Origin of the sequence: Microcystis sp. M144S2 (assembly GCF_020246065.1) — a bacterium.
GTDB lineage: Bacteria > Cyanobacteriota > Cyanobacteriia > Cyanobacteriales > Microcystaceae > Microcystis > Microcystis ichthyoblabe_A.
In genome coordinates, this window is the sequence record NZ_JADBTR010000141.1 from 1 (window position 1) to 19379 (window position 19379).

Here is a 19379-nt window from a genome sequence, read left to right on the forward strand (position 1 = left end):
AGACCTCTTGCAAAAGTCTTAAGTCGATCCTTGTACAGCAACATTTTTGAAGATTATCAACTACTAATAAATAATTAACTGAAAGTCCCTCCCATTATTGTTTCTATCGTTTGTTTTCGGATTTATGCAAGAGGTCTCTTGTTTACTAGACTGTGACTGTATCAGCAAAGCAGATGTCGCAAAACCACTTGCCCCTGTTGCGATCGCTGCCACACCAGACCGAAGTCCCGAACCCCCAGATGCAATCACTACGCCGCCAACAACAACGCCTGCAGCGATCAAAGGAATATGAAATAACAATAGATTCACAGGTCTTACTGATATTTTTCCTAAAACGAATTATACCAGTTCTTACTTATATTTGATGAAAGATGTAGGCATAAAAGTGCCCATCACCCGCCGCAAACCACCTCTGTCTCATAACCGATCAATTGTTGGCGGTCGGTGTGCATGGACACCTGTTAGCTTGCGCTGCTAGTTTCCGCTGATTTCGACTAACGCTTCACCTGCTAGTAAAAGTTCTAATGCTTCTAGCAAAGTAGCACTCAAAATTTCTCGCAACCGGACATTGGAAGTATTGCCGCACGTTAACCAGATGATTTGTGGTGGCGATCCAAGACGCTCAACTAGATCAACAAAATCGCTGTCTTTAGTCATGAAAATAACTCCTTGAGCCTTTGCCGCCTCGAAAATCTCAGGGTCTTCAGCATCTCTCAAACCAATATCGCCTAAAGCTAATGCTGTTATTCCAAAAGTGCTGGAAATCCAAGTTGCAATTGCAGGTGACAGATGTGCGTCTACCTAGATTATCATGCTACCAACACTGGGTGATTAAGCTTACGTGAGGCATGTAGAAGTGCTGCTTTTAAGTCATCTGCCTCCAAATCAGGCATTTCTTCTAAGATTTGTTCAGCATTTAGTCCAGCCGCAAATAAGTCCAGTACGTCTGATACCCTAATTCTCATGCCTCGAATGCAGGGACGACCACCACATTGTTTAGGATTGACAGTAATTCTTGTGAGTAAGTCTGACATGCTATTCCACTTTAAAATAAGTTCTATCCTAACCCAACTCAAGCCAGTTGATTATAGGTCAACTTTCTGTATAACACTCTCTGGGGTAACGATATGGGTCAACCTTCTGTATATCTGATCGCCAGAAGTTTTCCCTATATCACACCCAAAAGCGTGTTAGCCAGATTAGCATATTGCCAAAAACCTTGTTTAACTTAATTCCTGACAACAAGCTAAAATAACAGGAGTTTTCCTGGATTCTAGGAAGATAGAAACTAAGCACATCAAAGCTTTTAACTTAACCAATTAGGTTTTAGATTCGTCCCTTGTTATCAGGTGTGAGTTTTCAGTTTACCGATTACTGATGACTGTTTACTGATCACCGAACAAACTCCACCTCTCCGAACAGTTGTCAAGACTCCTGGGGAAAAAGCCGCGTTTGTTTACACAGCTTAATTAAGAGTTGTAACTTTTAATGAACAGGAAGGGAGTCTAGGGCTGAGAGCTTGCTATAGTGAATCCTAGCCGTTTTTTCACGGCTCGTCATTATCAAGTCAGAGCCTTTACTCGTCTCAATCATCATCCCAGAGTAAAACCAATAATCCCTATGGTCAGCACGATCCAAAAACCAGAATTCGAGGAAATCCGTCCGGGTATAAAAGTTCCCGCTAAAGAAACGATCCTCACTCCCCGCTTCTACACCACTGATTTTGAAGCGATGGCGGAAATGTCGATCGCCGCTAACGAGGAAGAACTGAAAGCGATTTTAGAGGAATTCCGTACCGATTATAACCGGCATCACTTCGTTCGCAATCAAGAATTCGATCGCTCTTGGGAGCATATTGATGGCGAAACTCGCCGCTTATTCGTGGAATTTCTGGAAAGATCCTGCACGGCCGAATTTTCCGGCTTTCTTCTCTACAAAGAACTCGGCAGACGTTTAAAAAACAGAAATCCCGTTCTCGCGGAATGCTTTAACCTCATGTCCCGGGACGAAGCGCGTCACGCTGGGTTCCTTAATAAGGCTTTATCGGATTTTAACCTCTCCCTTGACTTGGGATTTTTAACCAAAAGCCGTAACTACACCTTCTTTAAACCGAAATTTATCTTCTACGCCACCTATCTTTCCGAAAAAATCGGTTATTGGCGTTATATCACCATTTATCGTCATCTCGAACAACATCCCGAAGATCGGGTTTATCCGATTTTTAACTTCTTCGAGAATTGGTGTCAAGACGAAAACCGTCACGGGGACTTCTTTGATGCGCTCATGCGTGCGCAGCCTGATATTCTTAATGATTGGCGCGCTCGTCTCTGGTGTCGTTTCTTCCTGCTTTCGGTCTTCGCTACGATGTACCTCAATGATACTCAGCGTTCTGGTTTCTACGCCATTCTCGGTTTGGACGCTCGCGAGTACGATAAGTATGTAATCGAGAAGACCAATGAAACCGCCGGCCGCGTCTTCCCGATTGTTCTCGATGTGGATAGTCCTGAATTTTATGATCGCCTAGAGATTTGTGTTCGCAATAACGAGGGATTACGGGCGATCGATAGCGAAAACAGTGCCGCACCGGTTAAATTCCTGAAGAAATTGCCTATCTTCGCCTCTAATGCTTGGCAATTCCTCAAATTGTACCTGATGAAACCGATTCGGGTCGATAAATTAGCCGGTAGCGTCCGTTAAAAAGTTTGTTTTCTTGAGACATGGTGAGGGTGGGTAAAACCACCCTTTTTTTGTCGATAAAATTCTTAAGAAAATCCTCTAACATTTTTATCCTCGCTAGACTGGATCCTAGGGGTGTTAACTAGCTTTTTACTTTTTACTTTTCACTGTCAAAAATATGGCTATTTATAGTGAATTACCCACAGGACAACGTCTCTATCTCGATAATCAAGGGCTGCAGACGATTGTAACCCTCGCTAGTGGTGCAGTGGGACAACAACAGCAGTCTAGCAGTAGTTTTGCTACGGGAGTTTGGACAAAAGAACCCCAAATAGAGATAATTCCCCAAGGGGCGATTATTGAAATTATCACTGAAACCGGACCCCACAGAATCCAAATTCAAGGGAGCAGTATCGGTTTTTCCTCTCCTCATACCTCTGGAGTTTCTCAGTCCTCTCAATCGACAACTGCTACCAGTTTCTCCTCCTCACCGATGCAACCGATGCAACCGATGCAACCGATGAAAATGGGTAATATGTCGATGAATTTTGCCCCTATGGAAATGGAGATGGGAGATATGAAAATGAGTATGGGAGACGCAAAAACCGTCAGTAAAACGCGATTTTGTAGTCAATGCGGGGCAAAAGTAGCGGCAACCGATCGCTTTTGTAGTAGCTGTGGTCATCAGTTACAGCAATAAAACCTGTTTAGCTAAATCTATAACTCCTTTTCGGGCAAAATTTTGGGGAGCATCTCATTTATGCAGGTGAGTAATTATACTTGTCACTAAAACTGTTTTCTAGCAAGGCTTTCAAAATAGCTTGACATAAAAACCTGATTTAAAGGTTACAAAGGTGAGATGCTCCCAAATTTTGTTTATATTAGCTGAATTGACCTGCTTCTAACCAGATTCGTCCACAGCGATCAAAAAGTTTATCGAATAGGGAATTGGCTGTGCCAAAGTAATAAAGCAACCGGTGTAAAGATCAGTTGCTCTGGAGAAGAACTGTATTTCAAGGGGGAATTGCTGAACTGCCCAATTTTGCTATACTGAAACCCATAACTCAAAATAGCGTTTGTTAAGTCGAGGTGTTAATGCAATGGAACCCATAGCTATTATTTTGACAGCATTGGTGGCAGGTGCGACTGCGGCAGCGAAGGATACGGCTGGTACGGCGGTTAAGGATGCCTATAATGGGTTGAAACATTTGTTGAAGAAAAAATTTGAGGGTGATGCCTTGGCTCAGGCAGTAGTTGATGCGAAACCTGAAGATATTGACAAAGCAGAGGGACTACTAAAAACCAAAATCACTGAGTTTAGTGTTGAGAAAGACACCGAGATTTTGCGAGCAGCAAAGACATTAATTGATACTTTAAACTCTGAATCTGTTATTCAAGGTGGTTCTCCCGACTTAAACTTAAAAGCAACAGCTGGCCGTGATGTGAAAGTCAACGTATTTGGGGATGTCATTACAAAAGAGGGTAACACCACTATTACAATTGAATAAAAGTCAAAGATGATAACTTGCTGACGCACAATAGCTACCTCGCAATAGGTATTTTTATTGATAATTGAAATTGCACCCAAAATCTCAAGACTTACACTCAAAATGCTTATGTCAGACGCAAATCAAAAAAATATCGAGGACAATATCGCTCGTTTAAAAAACCAATTAGCCGATAAACTTAATGCGTTAGTTACTGCTGCGCCTGGAGACAAGGAAAGGATTAAACAGGAAAGAGACGATTTGAAAAAGTTAATTCGAGAATTTGAGGCAGAGATGAATGATTTACCGAAGGCCGAACAGGGAGTAACAATATCTAATAACGATAATTCTTCTACGACTGAAAATTATTCTATGAATACATCAAGAGATGGTCATATTATTAGGCTCGGTGATATCACAAGTCGCGACGGCAATGTAAATGTAATGATACAGTTACCTGGTCAGGAAATAAGGGAAAATCCGATTAGTTTACCCATTGATCAAAATAGTGATCCAATATACATAAAACGTCCATATCTTGAGCGATTGTGTTGTGAGTCAATACAAGAATCCCCGTGCCTTCTCCGAATTGCAGCCCCGCAAAAAATGGGCAAAACAATGTTGATCAATTATATAACCAGTTATGCGGAAAGGGAACTAAATTATAAAACGATAAAAATTGACTTCAGAGATCCAATGCTACCTACAGTTTCAAACAATAACAATTTTTTGTCACTTCTTTGCTTGAAGCTTTCTGAAATTTTAAATCGTAATATCCGTAACCATGACGAAAGCGACTTTCTTTATCTATTATCAGAGATGTCAAACAATCTAGTTTTAGCATTAGATCACTTTGAACTTTTGATTATAGAAAGAGAGGTTTGTGTATCTATTGGCAGTCTTTTACGAAGCTGGCATGAAAAGCAGAAACCAGATAATACTTTAGGTCAAATATGGAGAAAGCTACGCATAATTATGGCTTATTCAACAACAAAGTTTCCTGATTTTCCTACAAATGAATCTCCCTTTAATGTAGGAGATGATGTAAATTTTAGACATGGATTAAAGGGCTTCAGTCAATCACAAGTCAAAAACTTATTGTCTAACTATGAGAGATTAAAAACAAGATTAAGTGATGAAGATTTAAAATCCCTTGTTGAATTTTTAAATGGACATCCTCAATTAATCCAGCAATCTCTTCGCTATTTGAACAATCAAGAAAAAGAAACGATGGAAATCTTCTTAAGAAAATCCTCTTCGAGAGCAGGAATTTTTGCTTCACATCTTAGCTTGATACTAACAAATCATTTACAACCCAATAAAGACTTAATGGCAGACTATAAGGAAGTACTGATTCGAGGTAGCGTGCGATTAAGTTCAGATTCATTCACCAGACTAAACAATCTAGGACTAATTGTTGCGGCAGATGACAATAATGATTCTATTTCAAGTTGTGATCTATACCGTAAATATTTTTACAAAGAATTGATTGCCAACTCTGATCAAGTTACAAGTTAAAGGAATAGCTTAATATGACTAATCTCTATTATCATAGTGGTTCTTTACCAATAGAATCCCCCACCTATATTAAACGAGATGCAGATAGTCAATTATTTGACGCATTAAAAAACAGAGAATTTTGCTGTCTTTTAGAATCCAAACAAACGGGCAAAACCAGCTTGTCATTCCGAACAGGAAAACGATTAAAAGAGGTTGGCATTTTCTATTTGTATCACTACATGGGCAAGAACAGTCCCAAAAATTCAGAACAATGGTACAAGGAACAAATTATTGCGATTATAGTGGATTCGCTAATAAATTACAAAATAGATTTACTAAATGAAAATACAACATTAAAGGACGTATCAACAAAACTAGAAAAATGGTGGGAAGCTCGTCCTGGTTCTAACTTACGTAAATATGAAGATTTTCTTGAAGGACATTTATTGGAAAATATCAGGGGAGATATTGTTTTTTGTATTGATGAAATTGGCTCTGTTATAGAATTCCCTTTTTCTACTGATGAGTTTTTTGAATTTATTCGAGGTTGCCATGAAGAAAGAAGAAGTAAGCCTCAGTATTCAAGACTAACTTTTTGTCTTATAGGACTAGCATCGATTGATGACTTGATTAGGAATAAGAATGAAAATACGCCATCTTTTAATATTGGAACTTCCGTCACCCTAAGTCCATTTCCAACTGACCTAAACAATGAAAAATCACTTAAGACGATGCAACCATTATTGAATGCTGGCATAGAAGATATAAGTACATTGCAGGAAATCCTTAATTGGACTGGAGGACAACCTTTTCTAACTCAAAAGATTTGTGACCTTATAGTCAAAAAACGTCAAAGTACTCACCCTCAGTTCACTAATGTTGAAGAAGTAGTAATTTCCGAGATTATTAATAATTGGCAAGATGACACTCATTTTACGACAATACAAACCAAGCTTGTAGGTAACCAAAAAAAAGCTTTTGAAACGCTTGATTTATACAAGGAAATTTTAGAAAAGAGACAGATAGAGTATGACTGTAGAAGTGAGGGGCAAACAGCACTAAGATTGTCTGGTTTGGTTTTAAAAAATGAAGGTAAGTTAAAACTCTATAATCGTATATATGAACAAATATTTAACCCAAGTTGGGTTAAACAAGAGAAAGCAAAACTTCGTTTATATACTGAAGAATTTGACAGTTGGAACGAATGGGAAAAATGGAAAGAAACTAATAATCTGGATTATGATCTACAAGAACGTTACTTATTGTACGGCACCAAATGTGATCGGGTACAGCAATGGAGGATAAAATTTAAGAAGGATAACGGGAAACTTTATGAAAAAGAAGGTAGGTTTTTAGATCTATCGGAGGCTTTTTGGGGAGAAGTCAAAAATTTATTTTCTGATTTACAGATCAATGAAGGGACGATGGAAAGTATAATTCAATCGGCCAATGATTTGACAGGAGGGTTACATAAATTCAATAGAATAGTTTTTCATATTGCTAAAAACAATAACGTTGTAGATTTACAACAGAATGAAGTTCACGGTCGGCTAGAAGATTTAGTTTTCTCACATCTCAATCTTTTTGAGGAATATGATCAGTTTCAGAAAGATCGAGACCAATTTTTAAATCAGGACGACAGTTTTGAGTTAATTTCTCTCTTTGAAAAAATTACTCAAAACGAGCCGATTCTCTTCGATGAAAAAAATCCACAACATCGTAAACTAAAAGATATGTGTTTTATAATTCTAGATAAGGAGCATAATTTAAGAATACTCAACAAGATTTATGAAAAAATTCTAAATCAAAACTGGATCAAGGAAGTCATGGCGGGACTCCGTCCCTATACAAAAGCTTTTCGAGATTGGCAACATTCGGATCGTCAAGAATCATCTTATTTATTACAAAATAATGATCTAAAACTGGCCCTAGAATGGCTAGGAAAAAAGCCCACACCTAAATTAGAGGAAGGAGAGATTGAATTTGTAATGACCAGTTTAGTGGCGGAAGTCTGGACAACAGCTTCACCTTCTGTTCAATCTGAAGCTGTTTTATTGATCACAACTTCTCGACCATCATTACAAGGGAAAAATAACTACTCTGACTTTCTACTCCGAGAGATTTTACAATGGACAACCTCTCAAACTGCTGCCTTAAAAAAGCTTTTAGAATGGGTAAATGAGTCTGATATTCCTGTCGAAAATATCCGTAAATACCTAGAATTTCTTGTTAGATCGCAGATCAAAAACTGGAGTTATCAAGAACTATTTGACTTTGCTCTTGCTCCCCATAGCTCTTACCCTGAGAGAGAACAAAGAATTTTTATTACCTTCGACCAATACTGTCTTGGGGAAATAGACCAATCTCAAATCCAAGAACCCCTAAAAGAATGCGGAAAAATACTTGACAAATATCAAAATTTAAACGAAAATTATTTTCAGGAATTAGTATTTAACTTCCTCAAGACTAAAATTGCGAGAATCTCTCTTATGACACAACAACGACCCGAACAAGAAAAACTTGATGTTCTTCTGGACGAGACTGTTACCACCTCAAAAGGACACCTAAAATCAATCCTTATTTTTAATCTAGAGAATGGACTACCACTGTATCACAATAAACGACTCAAATCTGATGATCCAGAGCTTTATCGTGCTCTTTTTGCAGACGGTGGTGATGCAGTAGGAGAAGCAATTGAAGGATTTGAATCCCTCAGCAAGATTCAAGAAGCTTTAGATAATTTTGGCAAGGTAACTGCCTTTGGCAATCTCACATACTCAATTTTTAAATTGGCGGGGGGAACGATGATGGTTTATTTTGTCGAACTAACAACACCTTTTGCTATTTGCTTTATCGCTCCTGATGGAATTAATTTAGGACTGGTTGTAACACGCTCACAAGCAAAAATTAAGGAGATTAAAAATGAGCTAGAAGAATTAGGTTTTTAGTCTTTTTTTGGTTGCTGTTTTCATTTAGATATATTTACTATAAAGGAGTCAATTTTATGGTCATTCTCGCTGGCAAAATTGCAGGTGATAAAAGCGAATTCGGTCTTTTTACTCACAAAAAAGATGACTCTCAAAAAAAAGTGATGCTGGATGCCTTAATTGCCCATGAAACTTATACAACTAAGGATTATGCTCAAGGCTTGGAAAACATGATAGAGACATTTTTAGAGCAATATTATTATGGGCAATATAGTGATAATGAAGATATTTATGGTGCTTGTTTTGGTATAGCAGGACCTGTTGATCATGGCGAGGCTAGAGTTGATCGCAAGGAATTTAAAGCAACTTTTACAGAGCATGAATTCAGACAAAAACTTCCCTATAACAATGTTCCTGTCTCTTTTATCAATGATATGGAAGCAATTGGCTATGGTATTTTTTTGGGAAATGGAGAAGATCAGCTAAAAGAACTTTATCCTGGTAAATCTCACCCAAATCCTGAAGATCGCCGAGTATTAATGCTAGTGAGTGGAGGTTTAGGTCAAGCATTATGGTATAGCCATGATGAAAAAAAAGGGTTAAAACCAATCTCCTCGGAAGGTGGTCATGCGGACTTCGGTGCTAGAATAGATAAAGATTGGGAACTTTTACAATTTCTGAAAGAACTGAAACAAGAGCAGGGGGATAATAGCCCCGTTAGTTATGAGTATGTTCTATCTGCTCCTGGTTTAACCAGAATTTATCATTTTTTTCAAAGTCTTTCTGAATGGGAAAATCAGCCAAATATCAATGATGCTGATGCTATCATTCAAGCTGCCCAGGAAGGGAATCCATTATGTAAAGAAGTTTTGGATTTTTTTATCTCTATTTGGGGAGCGCAAGCAGGGAATTTGGCTCTTACCTATAAAGCCAGTGGCGGAGTTTATATTGGCGGTATTGATATTCCCATTGAAATCTTGAAAGAAGGCAAATTTATCAATGCCTTTATTGATAAAGAGGGAAATTTCAAAGCTTATAACGAAGGCATTTCTGTTAAAGTTTTTCAAGATAACAGCATTGTCATGTGGGGGGCAGCTCGACACGCTATTGAGGCGGGTTTTGTAACTAATGGTAGATTTGCAATTATGAGGGCAAATCAACAAAAAGGGCATTGAATACCCTCACAATCAAGACAACTTCTAGGATTGTCTATCCTATGCTTCTACATTTTTGTAGCAGCGTATTTTACTGCACCTCTTAATCCCTCCAGGGTATTCAAAACAATATGGACAGGAACTTTTTCTAGCAAAACAGGATTAACCCGTGCCTTATCTGTAAATGCCTTAATAAAACTGCCATTCCGCATCAATTCAATATTTTGGGCTGCAATTCCCCCCGCAATATATAAACCGCCAAACGGTAAAAAACTCACCGCCATATCCCCTGCGGCAGCCCCAAAAGCTTCTACAAAAATTGCCATTGTTTGCTGACAAAGAAAATGACCTGCTGCTGCTCCTTTAGCGATCGCCGCCCCAGGATCAGGTTGACTTAAAAAATCACCCGCATCTTCAGAAGCAAACTTGCGATCCTGCAAAAAACGAAAAATATCAACAATTCCTGGGCCAGAAACCACCCGTTCCACATCAACCTTGCCGTCGGCCCGAAGATATGCCAATAACTCCTGAGCTAACAAATTATCAGGAGCAAAACTTTCGTGGCCTCCTTCCGTTGGAAACACTCGATAGCTATCACCTTCAGGAACTGCAAACGCCTTTCCCAGACCCGTACCCGCCCCAATAATAGCGATCGGCGCATCAGGCAAAAATTCACCTTCCTGTAAAGTAACTAAAGATTTATTTTTTTCTAAGACAATATTGTAGCCAATTGCTACAAAATCATTAATAAGACTCACTTTAGCAATGTTCAATTCTTCTTGTAACCGGGCCGCATCTAATTCTGGCCAAGGTAAATTAGTGATTTTACATTTGTTGTTCAGAACAGGGCCAGCCAAAGCAAAACAAGCCTTATAAACATTACACTCATCACCCAGGAATTGTCGCACTAAAGGAACTAAACCCTCATTGCCGCTCGGATAAATTTCTTCTCGGAGAGTTGATTCATTTTTTCCGTCCGTTTCTACCAAACACAACCTGGTGTTAGTGCCACCAATATCACCGGATAAAACTAGCATGGATTTAACTACTAACGAAACTGTTCAAGATTATAGCATATCAAATATATTGCGATCTCTGTTCCAATTATCAGAACACTTAAGTAGGGAGGCACAATTATTTGTAGGATGGGTTAGCGGTAGTGTAACATGAGCGGGCGTTGGGTTTCATGCTTCAACCGTTCGGCTGAGCTCACGGCCGAAGCCCAACCTACGTTCATCTTATATTTAATTCCACCCACCCACTTAGATTTATTCAGCAACCCCTAGCTAGATTTACAAGAACTTTTGTGGCAAAATTCTGTTTATATTAGCTAAATTGAGCCGCTTCTAAGCAGATTCCCTGACAGCGAGCGCATTTTTCCCACTAAATCGCCTGTTTATCTATGTCCAACATTCTTAACACTGAAGACAAGGGAGGGAGTGTCTCCCTCCCTTCCCTGATGGGTTACACAAGAGCTAGAACCTCTGGAAATCTGTTACAAGGGATACCCTTGCAACGAGGTAAGACTATACAGAAACGAGAATATCCAAGTTATCGTTGAAACTGCTATAATTAATAGAATATCAAGAATAGTAGAATTATATGAATGCACTAAAATACCAAACAATCATCAAAAATGGTCAACTTAGTTTACCTCCCCTCGACTTACCAGAAGGAACAGTTGTCGAAGCGATTTTGTTGATTAAAGAAGCGGCTGAAATGGATGAAACCGACTATCTGCTTTCCACAGAAGCTAACCGTCAACATCTCCAAGAGGCAATAGAATCTCTGAAAAATCCTGATAGTTATATTTATGTAGATGCTGCTAACTTATGAGGAAAGTCGCCTTTCTAACCCGAAGTTTTGATGAGTTTAATCAATGGGCAATCGCAGATAAAAAAGTTTACGCTAAAATTGTCAGCCTGATTAAAGACGTTCAAAGATAGCCTTTTTCTGGATTAGGAAAACCAGAAGCATTAAAACATGAACTATCAGGATTGTGGTCACGACGCATTACAAAAGAACATCGCCTAGTTTATAGCGTGTCTGATGAAGAAATTGTTATTGTTTCCTGTAAATTTCACTACTAATAATCCCCTGAAATTCCAGAACTAGCTGAGAGCAAGAATTAGGGTACACGAAAACTTAAGAAAAATTTCTGAAGAAAGTGAAAACCAACCTACATTTTTCTTTTATGAGAAATTAATTGAATAGAACATTGCAAGTCAGAACAGGATTATGTTGATTTTGGACTCGACTTTAACATTCTTGAATACTTTAAACAGGATTTAGGATTACACAAAAGCTAGAACCTCTGGAAATTCGTTGCAAGGGATACCCTTGCAACGAGGTAGAAGCGAGAAGAACCACTTACTTATTAATTTTCCACAAAAGTAAATTTACCATTTTTACCATCGGCATCCATTTTAATTTGTGCGACGGAGAATTTATCCTGAATGATTTCCCCTTCGGGAGTAAAAGCAATATCTCCCAGGACAGTGACATACTTACCCGCTAAAATTTCCTGATTTAATTGTTGGCGAATTTGTTCGAGGGAAAGTGTACTGAGTTTATTTTTATCATCTACCCGTTTTAAGGCCTCGACAAAAACTTGAATTCCCGTAAAAGCTTGAGCGGTAAATTGGGGCGGTGCTTTTTTATTTTCTGCTGTATAAGCGGCGACAAAATCCCGATTAATAGGATTATCTAATTCCGGGTTATAAGCTTGAGCGATGAGAATACCATCACATTGAGCTTGACAAACAGGGAAAATATTAGAAGTATTTAAACCGTTGCCACCAATAATTAACCCCTGATAGCCTAATTGTCGCAACTGTTTGACCAAATTTCCTCCGTCAGCAACCAAACCAGAAATAACCACTAAATCCGGTTTAATATTAATAGCGGCGGTGGCTTGGTTTTGAAAATCTGTATCGGTGGTTTGGAATTTCTGCACGGTGATAATATCAAGATTTAAACTCTTTAGGGTTTCTTGAAAAGTTTCCGTTTCCGATTTACTAAAAGCATCATTTTGGGCAAAAAAGACAGCCACTTTTTTAATCTTGGGATCGATTTTTAAAGCGGTTTTAACCGCATTGGGAGCAACCACAGCCACAGGAGCGGACACCCTACCCACATACTCACCGATCTGGGGGATACCTTTAGCCGTGTTAGAGGGGCCGAGAATGGGAACTTTGGCTCGATCGGCGATCGGACTAGCGGCAAAAGCTTGTTGGGACAGGGAGGGACCAAGAATACCCACCACTTTATCTTGAGTGATCAGGGTATTGATGGCGTTGATTGCGCCCTGTTCATCCCCGGCCACATCCTGGATAATAACTTTAATCGGTGTTCCATTGACTCCGCCCTTTTTATTAAAATATGTTTCAGCCATCTTGACACCGATCACCTGTTCCTGTCCCAATAGGGCGAGATTGCTGGTTTGAGCTAAAGCTGCACCGATGGGAATAGCAGCAGTGGCGGCGTTTTCTGCGGGACTGGGGTTAGTTTGACTGGTGGGAGTGCCGGAATTACAGGCCACCACTAGACCGAAAGTGACTAGGGATAAGATTAAGGGGATTAATAAACGTTTTCTGAGCATCTTAACTCTCCGGGGACTGATATTGTTGATGACACTATTATTTCGCTAATCGGGTTGATTTCAGCGATAATTCTCGACGCGATCGAATCGGATTTTGCTCCCTTAGCACCCTTTCTTTCCGCTAATTTTGTCGATTAACCCCCCCGTGTCACCTCCGTTTTCCGAAAACGATTTGCCTTTTCTGGTTCTGTCGCCTAACCTAGTAGTTAGGGAATCTATTATCGCCTTTCCCGTTCACAAAACCCAGCAAGCGAAAACATCCATTTAAGATTATGACTAACCCCGTTATTCACGCCTTTTTCCTCGGACGAGCGATCGCTGAAGTGGTCAGTGAACAGCTAGAAGATGCGTTTACCAACGCTTTAAGCGAATTAGGCAAATTTGATGCCGAACAACGGGAAAACCTGCGGCAATTCGTCGAAGAAGTGCAAATGAGAGCCGATCGAGCCATGGAAAAGGGAGTATATACTGATACAGACTCCAGTGGTTCCCCCAGTGCCGACGTGCAGGAAAACATCGACGAAATGCGGGCTGAAATCGCCCAATTGCGCTCGGAACTAAAAAACTACCGTAATTAACCCAAAAACCTCTTTTAGTCGCTTTAAAGCCCCAAAAATTGCGTGTCAGCCTTTCTACCCGTCCCCATTACCCCAGAGTTAAACCCAGCAATGCCGGCCCTCGAAGTCGCCAAAAATAGCTATCGTTGGAATCGAGAAAACTATTCCATCAATCGTCGTCGTCTAGATATTTGGCGATTCGTTCTCACCGTACTTTATCAATTCTGGCTCAACGGTAAAAAATGGAGCTATAACGGCGGCTATAGCGAGGAAAAACTCGCCGGCAGACGCAGAAAACAAGCCGCTTGGATTCGGGAAACCATGCTAGAATTGGGTCCCACTTTTATTAAAGTCGGTCAACTGTTCTCCACCCGGGCCGATCTTTTTCCCCTCGAATATGTGGAAGAATTATCGAAACTACAGGATCAGGTTCCCGCATTTACCTACGAACAGGCTAGCAAAATCATCGAGGTATCCCTCGGTAAACCCCTCAATCAACTCTTTAAAAGCTTTGATCCTATTCCCCTGGCAGCCGCTAGTTTAGGGCAAGTTCACCGGGCCCAACTGAACACCGGGGAAGATGTGGTGGTCAAAGTCCAACGGCCCGGATTGAAAAAATTATTTAGTATCGATCTGGCTATCCTGAAAAAAATCGCCCAATACTTCCAAAATCATCCCAAATGGGGTAAAGGTCGCGATTGGACGGGTATTTATGAAGAATGCTGTAAAATCCTCTGGGAAGAAACCGATTATCTCAATGAAGGTCGTAACGCTGACACTTTTCGCCGTAATTTTCGCGGGGAAGATTGGGTGAAAGTACCGAAAGTCTATTGGCGCTACACTTCTCCCCAGGTTTTAACCCTAGAATACCTCCCCGGCATCAAAATCAGTCATTATGAAGCCCTAGAAGCGGCCGGACTCGATCGCAAATTGTTGGCTAAACTGGGGGCAAAAGCCTATCTAATTCAACTGCTCAATAACGGCTTTTTTCACGCGGATCCCCACCCCGGCAATATCGCCGTTGATAGTGATGGCTCCCTAATTTTCTACGATTTCGGCATGATGGGACAAATTAAAACCAATGTGCGCGAAAAATTAATGCAGACTCTCTTGGGAATTGCCCAAAAAGATGCCGATCGCGTGGTCACTTCTCTGGTGGATTTAGGAGCATTAACTGCTAATGGTGATATGGGAGCAGTGCGGCGATCGATCCAGTATATGCTCGATAACTTCATGGATAAACCCTTTGAGGAGCAGTCCGTGGCCTCTATCAGCGATGATCTCTATGAAATCGCCTACGATCAGCCTTTTCGCTTTCCCGCTACCTTTACCTTCGTCATGCGGGCATTTTCCACCCTAGAAGGCGTAGGCAAAGGACTCGATCCCGAATTTAACTTTATGGAAGTGGCCCAACCTTTTGCCCTGCAATTAGTAAATGATATGACAGGAAATAATGGCAGTAATATCCTCGATGAGTTAGGACGACAAGCGGCCCAAGTGAGCAGCACCGCCCTGAGTTTACCCCGACGCATCGATGATACGATCGAAAAATTAGAACGGGGTGATATCCGTGTTCGGGTACGTTCGAGCGAATCTGATCGACTTTTGCGGCGATTGGGTATGATTCAAATGGGAACCAACTATACTTTACTGATCAGTGCTTTGCTTATCTCGGCGACGCTTCTATTTGTCAGTGGTTTTGGTTGGTTAACTCTAATACCGATGGCGATTTCGCTGCTGCCGGGGATAGCTCTTGTGAGACTTTGGCGAAAAATTGAACGTCAGGATCGCATGATGTAATTGATTGCGGGATAATAAATATTGTGTTAAAAGCAGAAATTTCGATGAACAATCTTTCTTTTGGAGGAATGACCGATCCTGGTGTAGTGCGGTCGGTTAATCAGGATAGTTATTATATCGACCCCGAGCAGCGCTTTTTTATCGTTGCTGATGGTATGGGGGGTCATGCGGGGGGCCAGGAAGCTAGTCAAATCGCCACTGAAACTATCCAAGCTCATCTAGAAGAACACTGGAATTCGCCCCTGACTGCTGGAGAATTGCTGCAGGAGGCAATTACCGTCGCTAACGAGAAGATTATTGAAGATCAACTGAAACATCCCGAAAGACAGGACATGGGGACAACCCTAGTCATGGCTATCGTCCGAGATGATGGCTCTTGGTACACCCATATTGGTGATTCCCGTCTCTATCGCTTTCGTGAGCAAAAATTAGAACAGGTGACGGAGGATCATACTTGGATAGCTAGGGCGATAAAAATGGGCGATCTGTCCAAAGAAGAGGCGAAAAACCACCCTTGGCGGCACATTTTATTTCAATGTCTTGGTCGTCGCGATTTGCCCCCAGTGACGGTATCTCCCCTCGATCTGCAATCCGGCGATAGTTTAATTCTCTGTAGTGATGGTTTGACGGAAGAAGTGACCGACGAGGAAATTAGTGATTATTTGCAAACTGGTGCTGATTGTCAGGAAATTGTCAAGAATTTAGTGGCAGCGGCCAAAGAAGCCGGCGGTTCTGATAATATCACCGTGGTCATGGTAACGCAAAATTGAGAGGAAATAGCGATCAGCGCTCGCCAAACTTCCACTCCTACTCGATCGCTCCCGCTTGTTGTAATAAAGAAACGATCGCCTGATCCTACTCGATCGCTCCCGCTTGTTGTAATAAAGAAACGATCGCCTGATGGTGATTAAATTTAGCTAACATTAAAGCGGTCATTCCCCCTTGATTTTTCTGATTTAAGTTCACCTTTCCCCCGTCTAACAAGACTTTAACCGTGTCGAGACAACCGTGATAACTGGCCCACATTAAACCGGAAGCGCCGCTAAAATCGAGTTTATTGACATCAGCGCCGATATCGATTAACCAGCGCACCAATTGACTATTATTGCCCTCACAAGCTTTCATGAGGACAGTTTTGCCATCGGGATAAACGGCGTTGGGATTAGCCCCGTAGTCGAGGAGATAACGGCAGATTTTCGTAAATTTGCGCTGTAGAGCTAAAGTTAAGGGGGTTTCTCCCTGCTGAGTTAGGTTAGGCTCCGCCCCCTGTTTTAACAATTCTAAAACGATCGCTTCGTACCCCTGCACCGTGGCGATGATCAGGGGTGTATCGCCAAAATGGTTGCGGTGATTGACAAAAGCGCCAGCTTGTAGTAGGGCCTGGACGATCTCTAGATGTCCTTCGATCGTCCCTAGATGCAGGGCCGTTTCTCCCGCCTGATTTTGATTGTCAACACTGGCCCCCTGAGCGAGTAAAATTCGGACAATATCGAAATATCCCTCAGCAGCGGCGATCATCAGGGCAGTTTCTCCCTCCTCCGTGCTGATGTTTGGATTGGCTCCGGCTTGCAGTAAAGTTTGTACGCTGCCGAGATTTCCCCTCTCTACAGCCAAAATTAGGGGAGTTTCCCCGGATAAAGTGGGAGCATCGAGGGGCAGACCACGGGTAATAAACAATTCGAGGATTTCCTGGCGATTAGCGTTGAGAGCCTGTAACCAAGCTTCTTGACGTATTTCGTCATCTACACCACTATCGAGCAGTAAACGGACGATGGCGGCGTAATTTTGTCTGATCGCTACAGATAAAGCCGTATCTCCATCCCGATCGCGCATATTGACCCGAGCACCGGCGGTTAATAACTGTTCTGCGATCGCTATATGACCCTTATAAACGGCGATTAGTAGTGCGGGTGTACCATCTTGATTGACCTGATTGATATTAGCACCAGCAGCGATTAGTTGAGCGAGGATTTCACTGTGATTGAGGGCAGCCGCTAACATGAGAGGGGTTAAACCTTGAGGTTGTTTGCTTTTGTTGATATGAGCGCCAAATTCTCGCAAAATTGCCACAATTTCCCCATGACCCCCCTGCACGGCATAGATTAAAGCCGTCGTATTTTGGCCATCAGTGGCGTTGACATTTGCCCCCTGACTCAGTAAAGCTTGAACCCGGGCGAGATTGCCCTGACGTGCCGCTTGTATTAACAAGATATCCCAATTAGAAGCCATTAACAGTGACCGCTCGGCAGAAAGTATTTTTTCTATTATCGATCTTTATAGGCAGGTAAACGGACAGAAAAGCTACTACCCCGTTCTAATTCTGAGGTGACGGCAATAGTTCCCCCATGAGCATCAATAATGCGACGGGAGAGATAAAGTCCTAACCCATTGTTGGAACTGTCTGGGGAACTGGAGTACAGGCGCTCAAAAATCCGGGGTAGTTCTTCTGCTGAAATGCCTATACCAGTATCCTCGACGACAATGGTGACAAAAGTATCTTCCTCTGTAGCGGGGATGAGATGAATTTTCACATCACCCTTTTGGGTAAATTTAATCGCATTGCCGATGAGATTGGTAAAAACGCGCCGCAGTTCCAAGCGATCGCCAGTTAGGAAAATTTCCCCAGCATTTTCGGCATTTAAGCTTAATTCTAGTCCTTTTTCTCGGGCAAGGGGAGTTAACTGCTGACAGACTTCTTCGAGAATATCGATAATCTTTAATTTAGTAAAATTAAGTATCTTTTCGCCGTTTTCATAACAATAAACTTCCAAAAGATTATTAACCATTTCCAAGAGATTTTGATTACTGCGAATAATCACATGAATGACTCGACTCATTTCGGGAGTAATCTCACCGTATAAACCTTCTTGAAATAGTTCTAATATGTGATTGGCAGACACTAAGGGAGTTCGCAAATCGTGGGTCATCCTCGAAACAAAATCTTCTTTTTGTCTAGCCAATTGCTCTTTTTCTTGTTTGGCAATCGCCACTTCTTCTTCCGCTTCATAGATGCGTAGGGCGTTTCGCATCGCTTGATTTAAGCGCGAGGCAGAAAGACGAAATTTACTCAGATAATCGGAAGCGCCGGCTTTCATCATATCTACGGCAATTCCTTCGTCTCCGTGACCGGTTAAGACAATTAGGGGTATTTTAAGTCCCTGTTGCCGAATTTCCCGCACCAAAGTCAAACCATCTCCATCGGGTAGAAGATAATCGATAAACATACAGTCGAAAAGATTATTGGACATCTTTTCTTTAGCCTCTTGATAGTCAGCGGCTTCTGTTATTTCTATCGCCATCTCCGATGTTCTTAAGAATCGGCGCACGGCGATCCGATCTACTTCATTATCATCAACAATTAGAATTCTTAACTGGTTTAACATTGCCAATTTAAATCTGAATTTCATTACTGTCTAATCTACCCTGATAGAATACCTCGAATCGGGTTCGATGGTCAAGACATTTTCGAGGTCGATTCTTACAGCTTTTTTCTTAAAGATGAAGTACACCTCTTGCATAATTTTTTTATGGTATAGTATAAGGTTTTGCTTTTTTCTCAATTCTTAGATTGAAGTGGAAAAAAGAATAAAATGTGATCTTAGGTCAGGAAATCATCTATAATTTTGCTATGTTTATTAGCAAAATTATGGATTATCAAAACTTATCAGATGAACAAT

General features: G+C 41.1%; 16 protein-coding genes and 1 pseudogene. 11 read left to right on the forward strand and 6 right to left on the reverse strand.

Going from position 1 to position 19379, the window contains the following annotated elements:
* Positions 1-474: 474 nt before the first annotated feature.
* Together IM462_RS16285 and IM462_RS16290 are read right to left on the reverse strand one after the other, a co-directional pair.
* Positions 475-789 carry a DUF5615 family PIN-like protein gene (locus tag IM462_RS16285; RefSeq protein WP_287700720.1) on the reverse strand — a complete coding sequence of 105 codons (315 nt, stop codon included), beginning with the start codon at positions 787-789 and terminating at the stop codon, positions 475-477.
* A 20-nt stretch (positions 790-809) separates the two neighbouring features.
* Complete coding sequence (locus tag IM462_RS16290; RefSeq protein WP_287700715.1) at positions 810-1034, reverse strand: DUF433 domain-containing protein; 225 nt, start codon at positions 1032-1034, stop codon at positions 810-812.
* 586 nt (positions 1035-1620) lie between these two features.
* On the opposite strand from IM462_RS16290, the gene acsF reads away from it, so the two are divergent.
* The 6 genes from acsF to IM462_RS16320 all read left to right on the forward strand — a co-directional run bounded on the left by acsF (position 1621) and on the right by IM462_RS16320 (position 9765).
* Positions 1621-2697 (forward strand): magnesium-protoporphyrin IX monomethyl ester (oxidative) cyclase, encoded by a 1077-nt coding sequence (gene acsF / locus IM462_RS16295; RefSeq protein WP_272014156.1) that lies wholly within the window; start codon positions 1621-1623, stop codon positions 2695-2697.
* A 157-nt stretch (positions 2698-2854) separates the two neighbouring features.
* Positions 2855-3376 (forward strand): zinc ribbon domain-containing protein, encoded by a 522-nt coding sequence (locus tag IM462_RS16300; RefSeq protein ID WP_194017145.1) that lies wholly within the window; start codon positions 2855-2857, stop codon positions 3374-3376.
* 400 nt (positions 3377-3776) lie between these two features.
* Positions 3777-4184 carry a Het-E N-terminal domain-containing protein gene (locus tag IM462_RS16305; RefSeq protein WP_287700711.1) on the forward strand — a complete coding sequence of 136 codons (408 nt, stop codon included), beginning with the start codon at positions 3777-3779 and terminating at the stop codon, positions 4182-4184.
* A gap of 108 nt (positions 4185-4292) precedes the next feature.
* A complete protein-coding gene (locus IM462_RS16310) occupies positions 4293-5681 on the forward strand; it encodes an AAA-like domain-containing protein (protein WP_287700709.1) in 1389 nt (462 codons plus the stop codon).
* Positions 5682-5695: 14 nt separating this feature from the next.
* Positions 5696-8611: an AAA-like domain-containing protein gene (locus IM462_RS16315; protein ID WP_287700707.1), complete on the forward strand. Its 2916-nt coding sequence runs from the start codon at positions 5696-5698 to the stop codon at positions 8609-8611.
* Between the two features lie 56 nt (positions 8612-8667).
* Positions 8668-9765, forward strand: coding sequence for a glucokinase (locus IM462_RS16320; RefSeq protein ID WP_287700705.1), 1098 nt, complete (start codon positions 8668-8670; stop codon positions 9763-9765).
* A gap of 47 nt (positions 9766-9812) precedes the next feature.
* Here IM462_RS16320 and glk read toward each other — a convergent pair whose 3' ends face one another.
* Positions 9813-10781, reverse strand: coding sequence for a glucokinase (gene glk, locus IM462_RS16325; RefSeq protein WP_287700703.1), 969 nt, complete (start codon positions 10779-10781; stop codon positions 9813-9815).
* Between the two features lie 565 nt (positions 10782-11346).
* On the opposite strand from glk, the gene IM462_RS16330 reads away from it, so the two are divergent.
* The gene (locus IM462_RS16330; RefSeq protein WP_002792890.1) at positions 11347-11580 is read left to right on the forward strand and encodes a hypothetical protein; all 234 of its coding nucleotides are present in this window, start codon (positions 11347-11349) and stop codon (positions 11578-11580) included.
* A pseudogene (locus IM462_RS16335) lies at positions 11577-11834 on the forward strand (Txe/YoeB family addiction module toxin). The gene IM462_RS16330 and the pseudogene IM462_RS16335 overlap by 4 nt, the downstream one beginning before the upstream one ends.
* 287 nt (positions 11835-12121) lie before the next feature.
* Here IM462_RS16335 and IM462_RS16340 read toward each other — a convergent pair.
* Positions 12122-13345 (reverse strand): ABC transporter substrate-binding protein, encoded by a 1224-nt coding sequence (locus IM462_RS16340; RefSeq protein ID WP_287700700.1) that lies wholly within the window; start codon positions 13343-13345, stop codon positions 12122-12124.
* Positions 13346-13617: 272 nt separating this feature from the next.
* On the opposite strand from IM462_RS16340, the gene IM462_RS16345 reads away from it, so the two are divergent.
* The 3 genes from IM462_RS16345 (at position 13618) to IM462_RS16355 (ending at position 16472) form a co-directional block, all read left to right on the forward strand.
* Positions 13618-13923 (forward strand): DUF6825 family protein, encoded by a 306-nt coding sequence (locus IM462_RS16345; RefSeq protein WP_271925683.1) that lies wholly within the window; start codon positions 13618-13620, stop codon positions 13921-13923.
* A gap of 90 nt (positions 13924-14013) precedes the next feature.
* Entirely contained in the window at positions 14014-15702 is a 1689-nt protein-coding gene (locus tag IM462_RS16350; RefSeq protein ID WP_287700718.1) for an ABC1 kinase family protein, read from the forward strand.
* Between the two features lie 44 nt (positions 15703-15746).
* On the forward strand, positions 15747-16472 hold the full coding sequence (locus IM462_RS16355; RefSeq protein WP_287700696.1) for a Stp1/IreP family PP2C-type Ser/Thr phosphatase: 726 nt from the start codon (positions 15747-15749) through the stop codon (positions 16470-16472).
* A gap of 85 nt (positions 16473-16557) precedes the next feature.
* Here the strand turns inward: IM462_RS16355 and IM462_RS16360 are convergent, their stop codons facing one another.
* Both IM462_RS16360 and IM462_RS16365 read right to left on the reverse strand, forming a co-directional pair.
* Positions 16558-17931: an ankyrin repeat domain-containing protein gene (locus IM462_RS16360; protein ID WP_287700694.1), complete on the reverse strand. Its 1374-nt coding sequence runs from the start codon at positions 17929-17931 to the stop codon at positions 16558-16560.
* Positions 17932-17966: 35 nt separating this feature from the next.
* Positions 17967-19109, reverse strand: coding sequence for a sensor histidine kinase (locus IM462_RS16365; RefSeq protein ID WP_287700692.1), 1143 nt, complete (start codon positions 19107-19109; stop codon positions 17967-17969).
* Positions 19110-19379 lie beyond the last annotated feature (270 nt).

What these genes read in the sequence shown, in the direction of transcription:
- IM462_RS16290 (WP_287700715.1), bottom strand. Translation starts at nt 1,034, where the DNA reads ATGTCAGACTTACTCACAAGAATTACTGTCAATCCTAAACAATGTGGT.
- acsF (WP_272014156.1), top strand. Translation starts at nt 1,621, where the DNA reads ATGGTCAGCACGATCCAAAAACCAGAATTCGAGGAAATCCGTCCGGGT.
- IM462_RS16300 (WP_194017145.1), top strand. Translation starts at nt 2,855, where the DNA reads ATGGCTATTTATAGTGAATTACCCACAGGACAACGTCTCTATCTCGAT.
- IM462_RS16305 (WP_287700711.1), top strand. Translation starts at nt 3,777, where the DNA reads ATGGAACCCATAGCTATTATTTTGACAGCATTGGTGGCAGGTGCGACT.
- IM462_RS16310 (WP_287700709.1), top strand. Translation starts at nt 4,293, where the DNA reads ATGTCAGACGCAAATCAAAAAAATATCGAGGACAATATCGCTCGTTTA.
- IM462_RS16315 (WP_287700707.1), top strand. Translation starts at nt 5,696, where the DNA reads ATGACTAATCTCTATTATCATAGTGGTTCTTTACCAATAGAATCCCCC.
- IM462_RS16320 (WP_287700705.1), top strand. Translation starts at nt 8,668, where the DNA reads ATGGTCATTCTCGCTGGCAAAATTGCAGGTGATAAAAGCGAATTCGGT.
- glk (WP_287700703.1), bottom strand. Translation starts at nt 10,781, where the DNA reads ATGCTAGTTTTATCCGGTGATATTGGTGGCACTAACACCAGGTTGTGT.
- IM462_RS16330 (WP_002792890.1), top strand. Translation starts at nt 11,347, where the DNA reads ATGAATGCACTAAAATACCAAACAATCATCAAAAATGGTCAACTTAGT.
- IM462_RS16340 (WP_287700700.1), bottom strand. Translation starts at nt 13,345, where the DNA reads ATGCTCAGAAAACGTTTATTAATCCCCTTAATCTTATCCCTAGTCACT.
- IM462_RS16345 (WP_271925683.1), top strand. Translation starts at nt 13,618, where the DNA reads ATGACTAACCCCGTTATTCACGCCTTTTTCCTCGGACGAGCGATCGCT.
- IM462_RS16350 (WP_287700718.1), top strand. Translation starts at nt 14,014, where the DNA reads ATGCCGGCCCTCGAAGTCGCCAAAAATAGCTATCGTTGGAATCGAGAA.
- IM462_RS16355 (WP_287700696.1), top strand. Translation starts at nt 15,747, where the DNA reads ATGAACAATCTTTCTTTTGGAGGAATGACCGATCCTGGTGTAGTGCGG.
- IM462_RS16360 (WP_287700694.1), bottom strand. Translation starts at nt 17,931, where the DNA reads ATGGCTTCTAATTGGGATATCTTGTTAATACAAGCGGCACGTCAGGGC.
- IM462_RS16365 (WP_287700692.1), bottom strand. Translation starts at nt 19,109, where the DNA reads ATGAAATTCAGATTTAAATTGGCAATGTTAAACCAGTTAAGAATTCTA.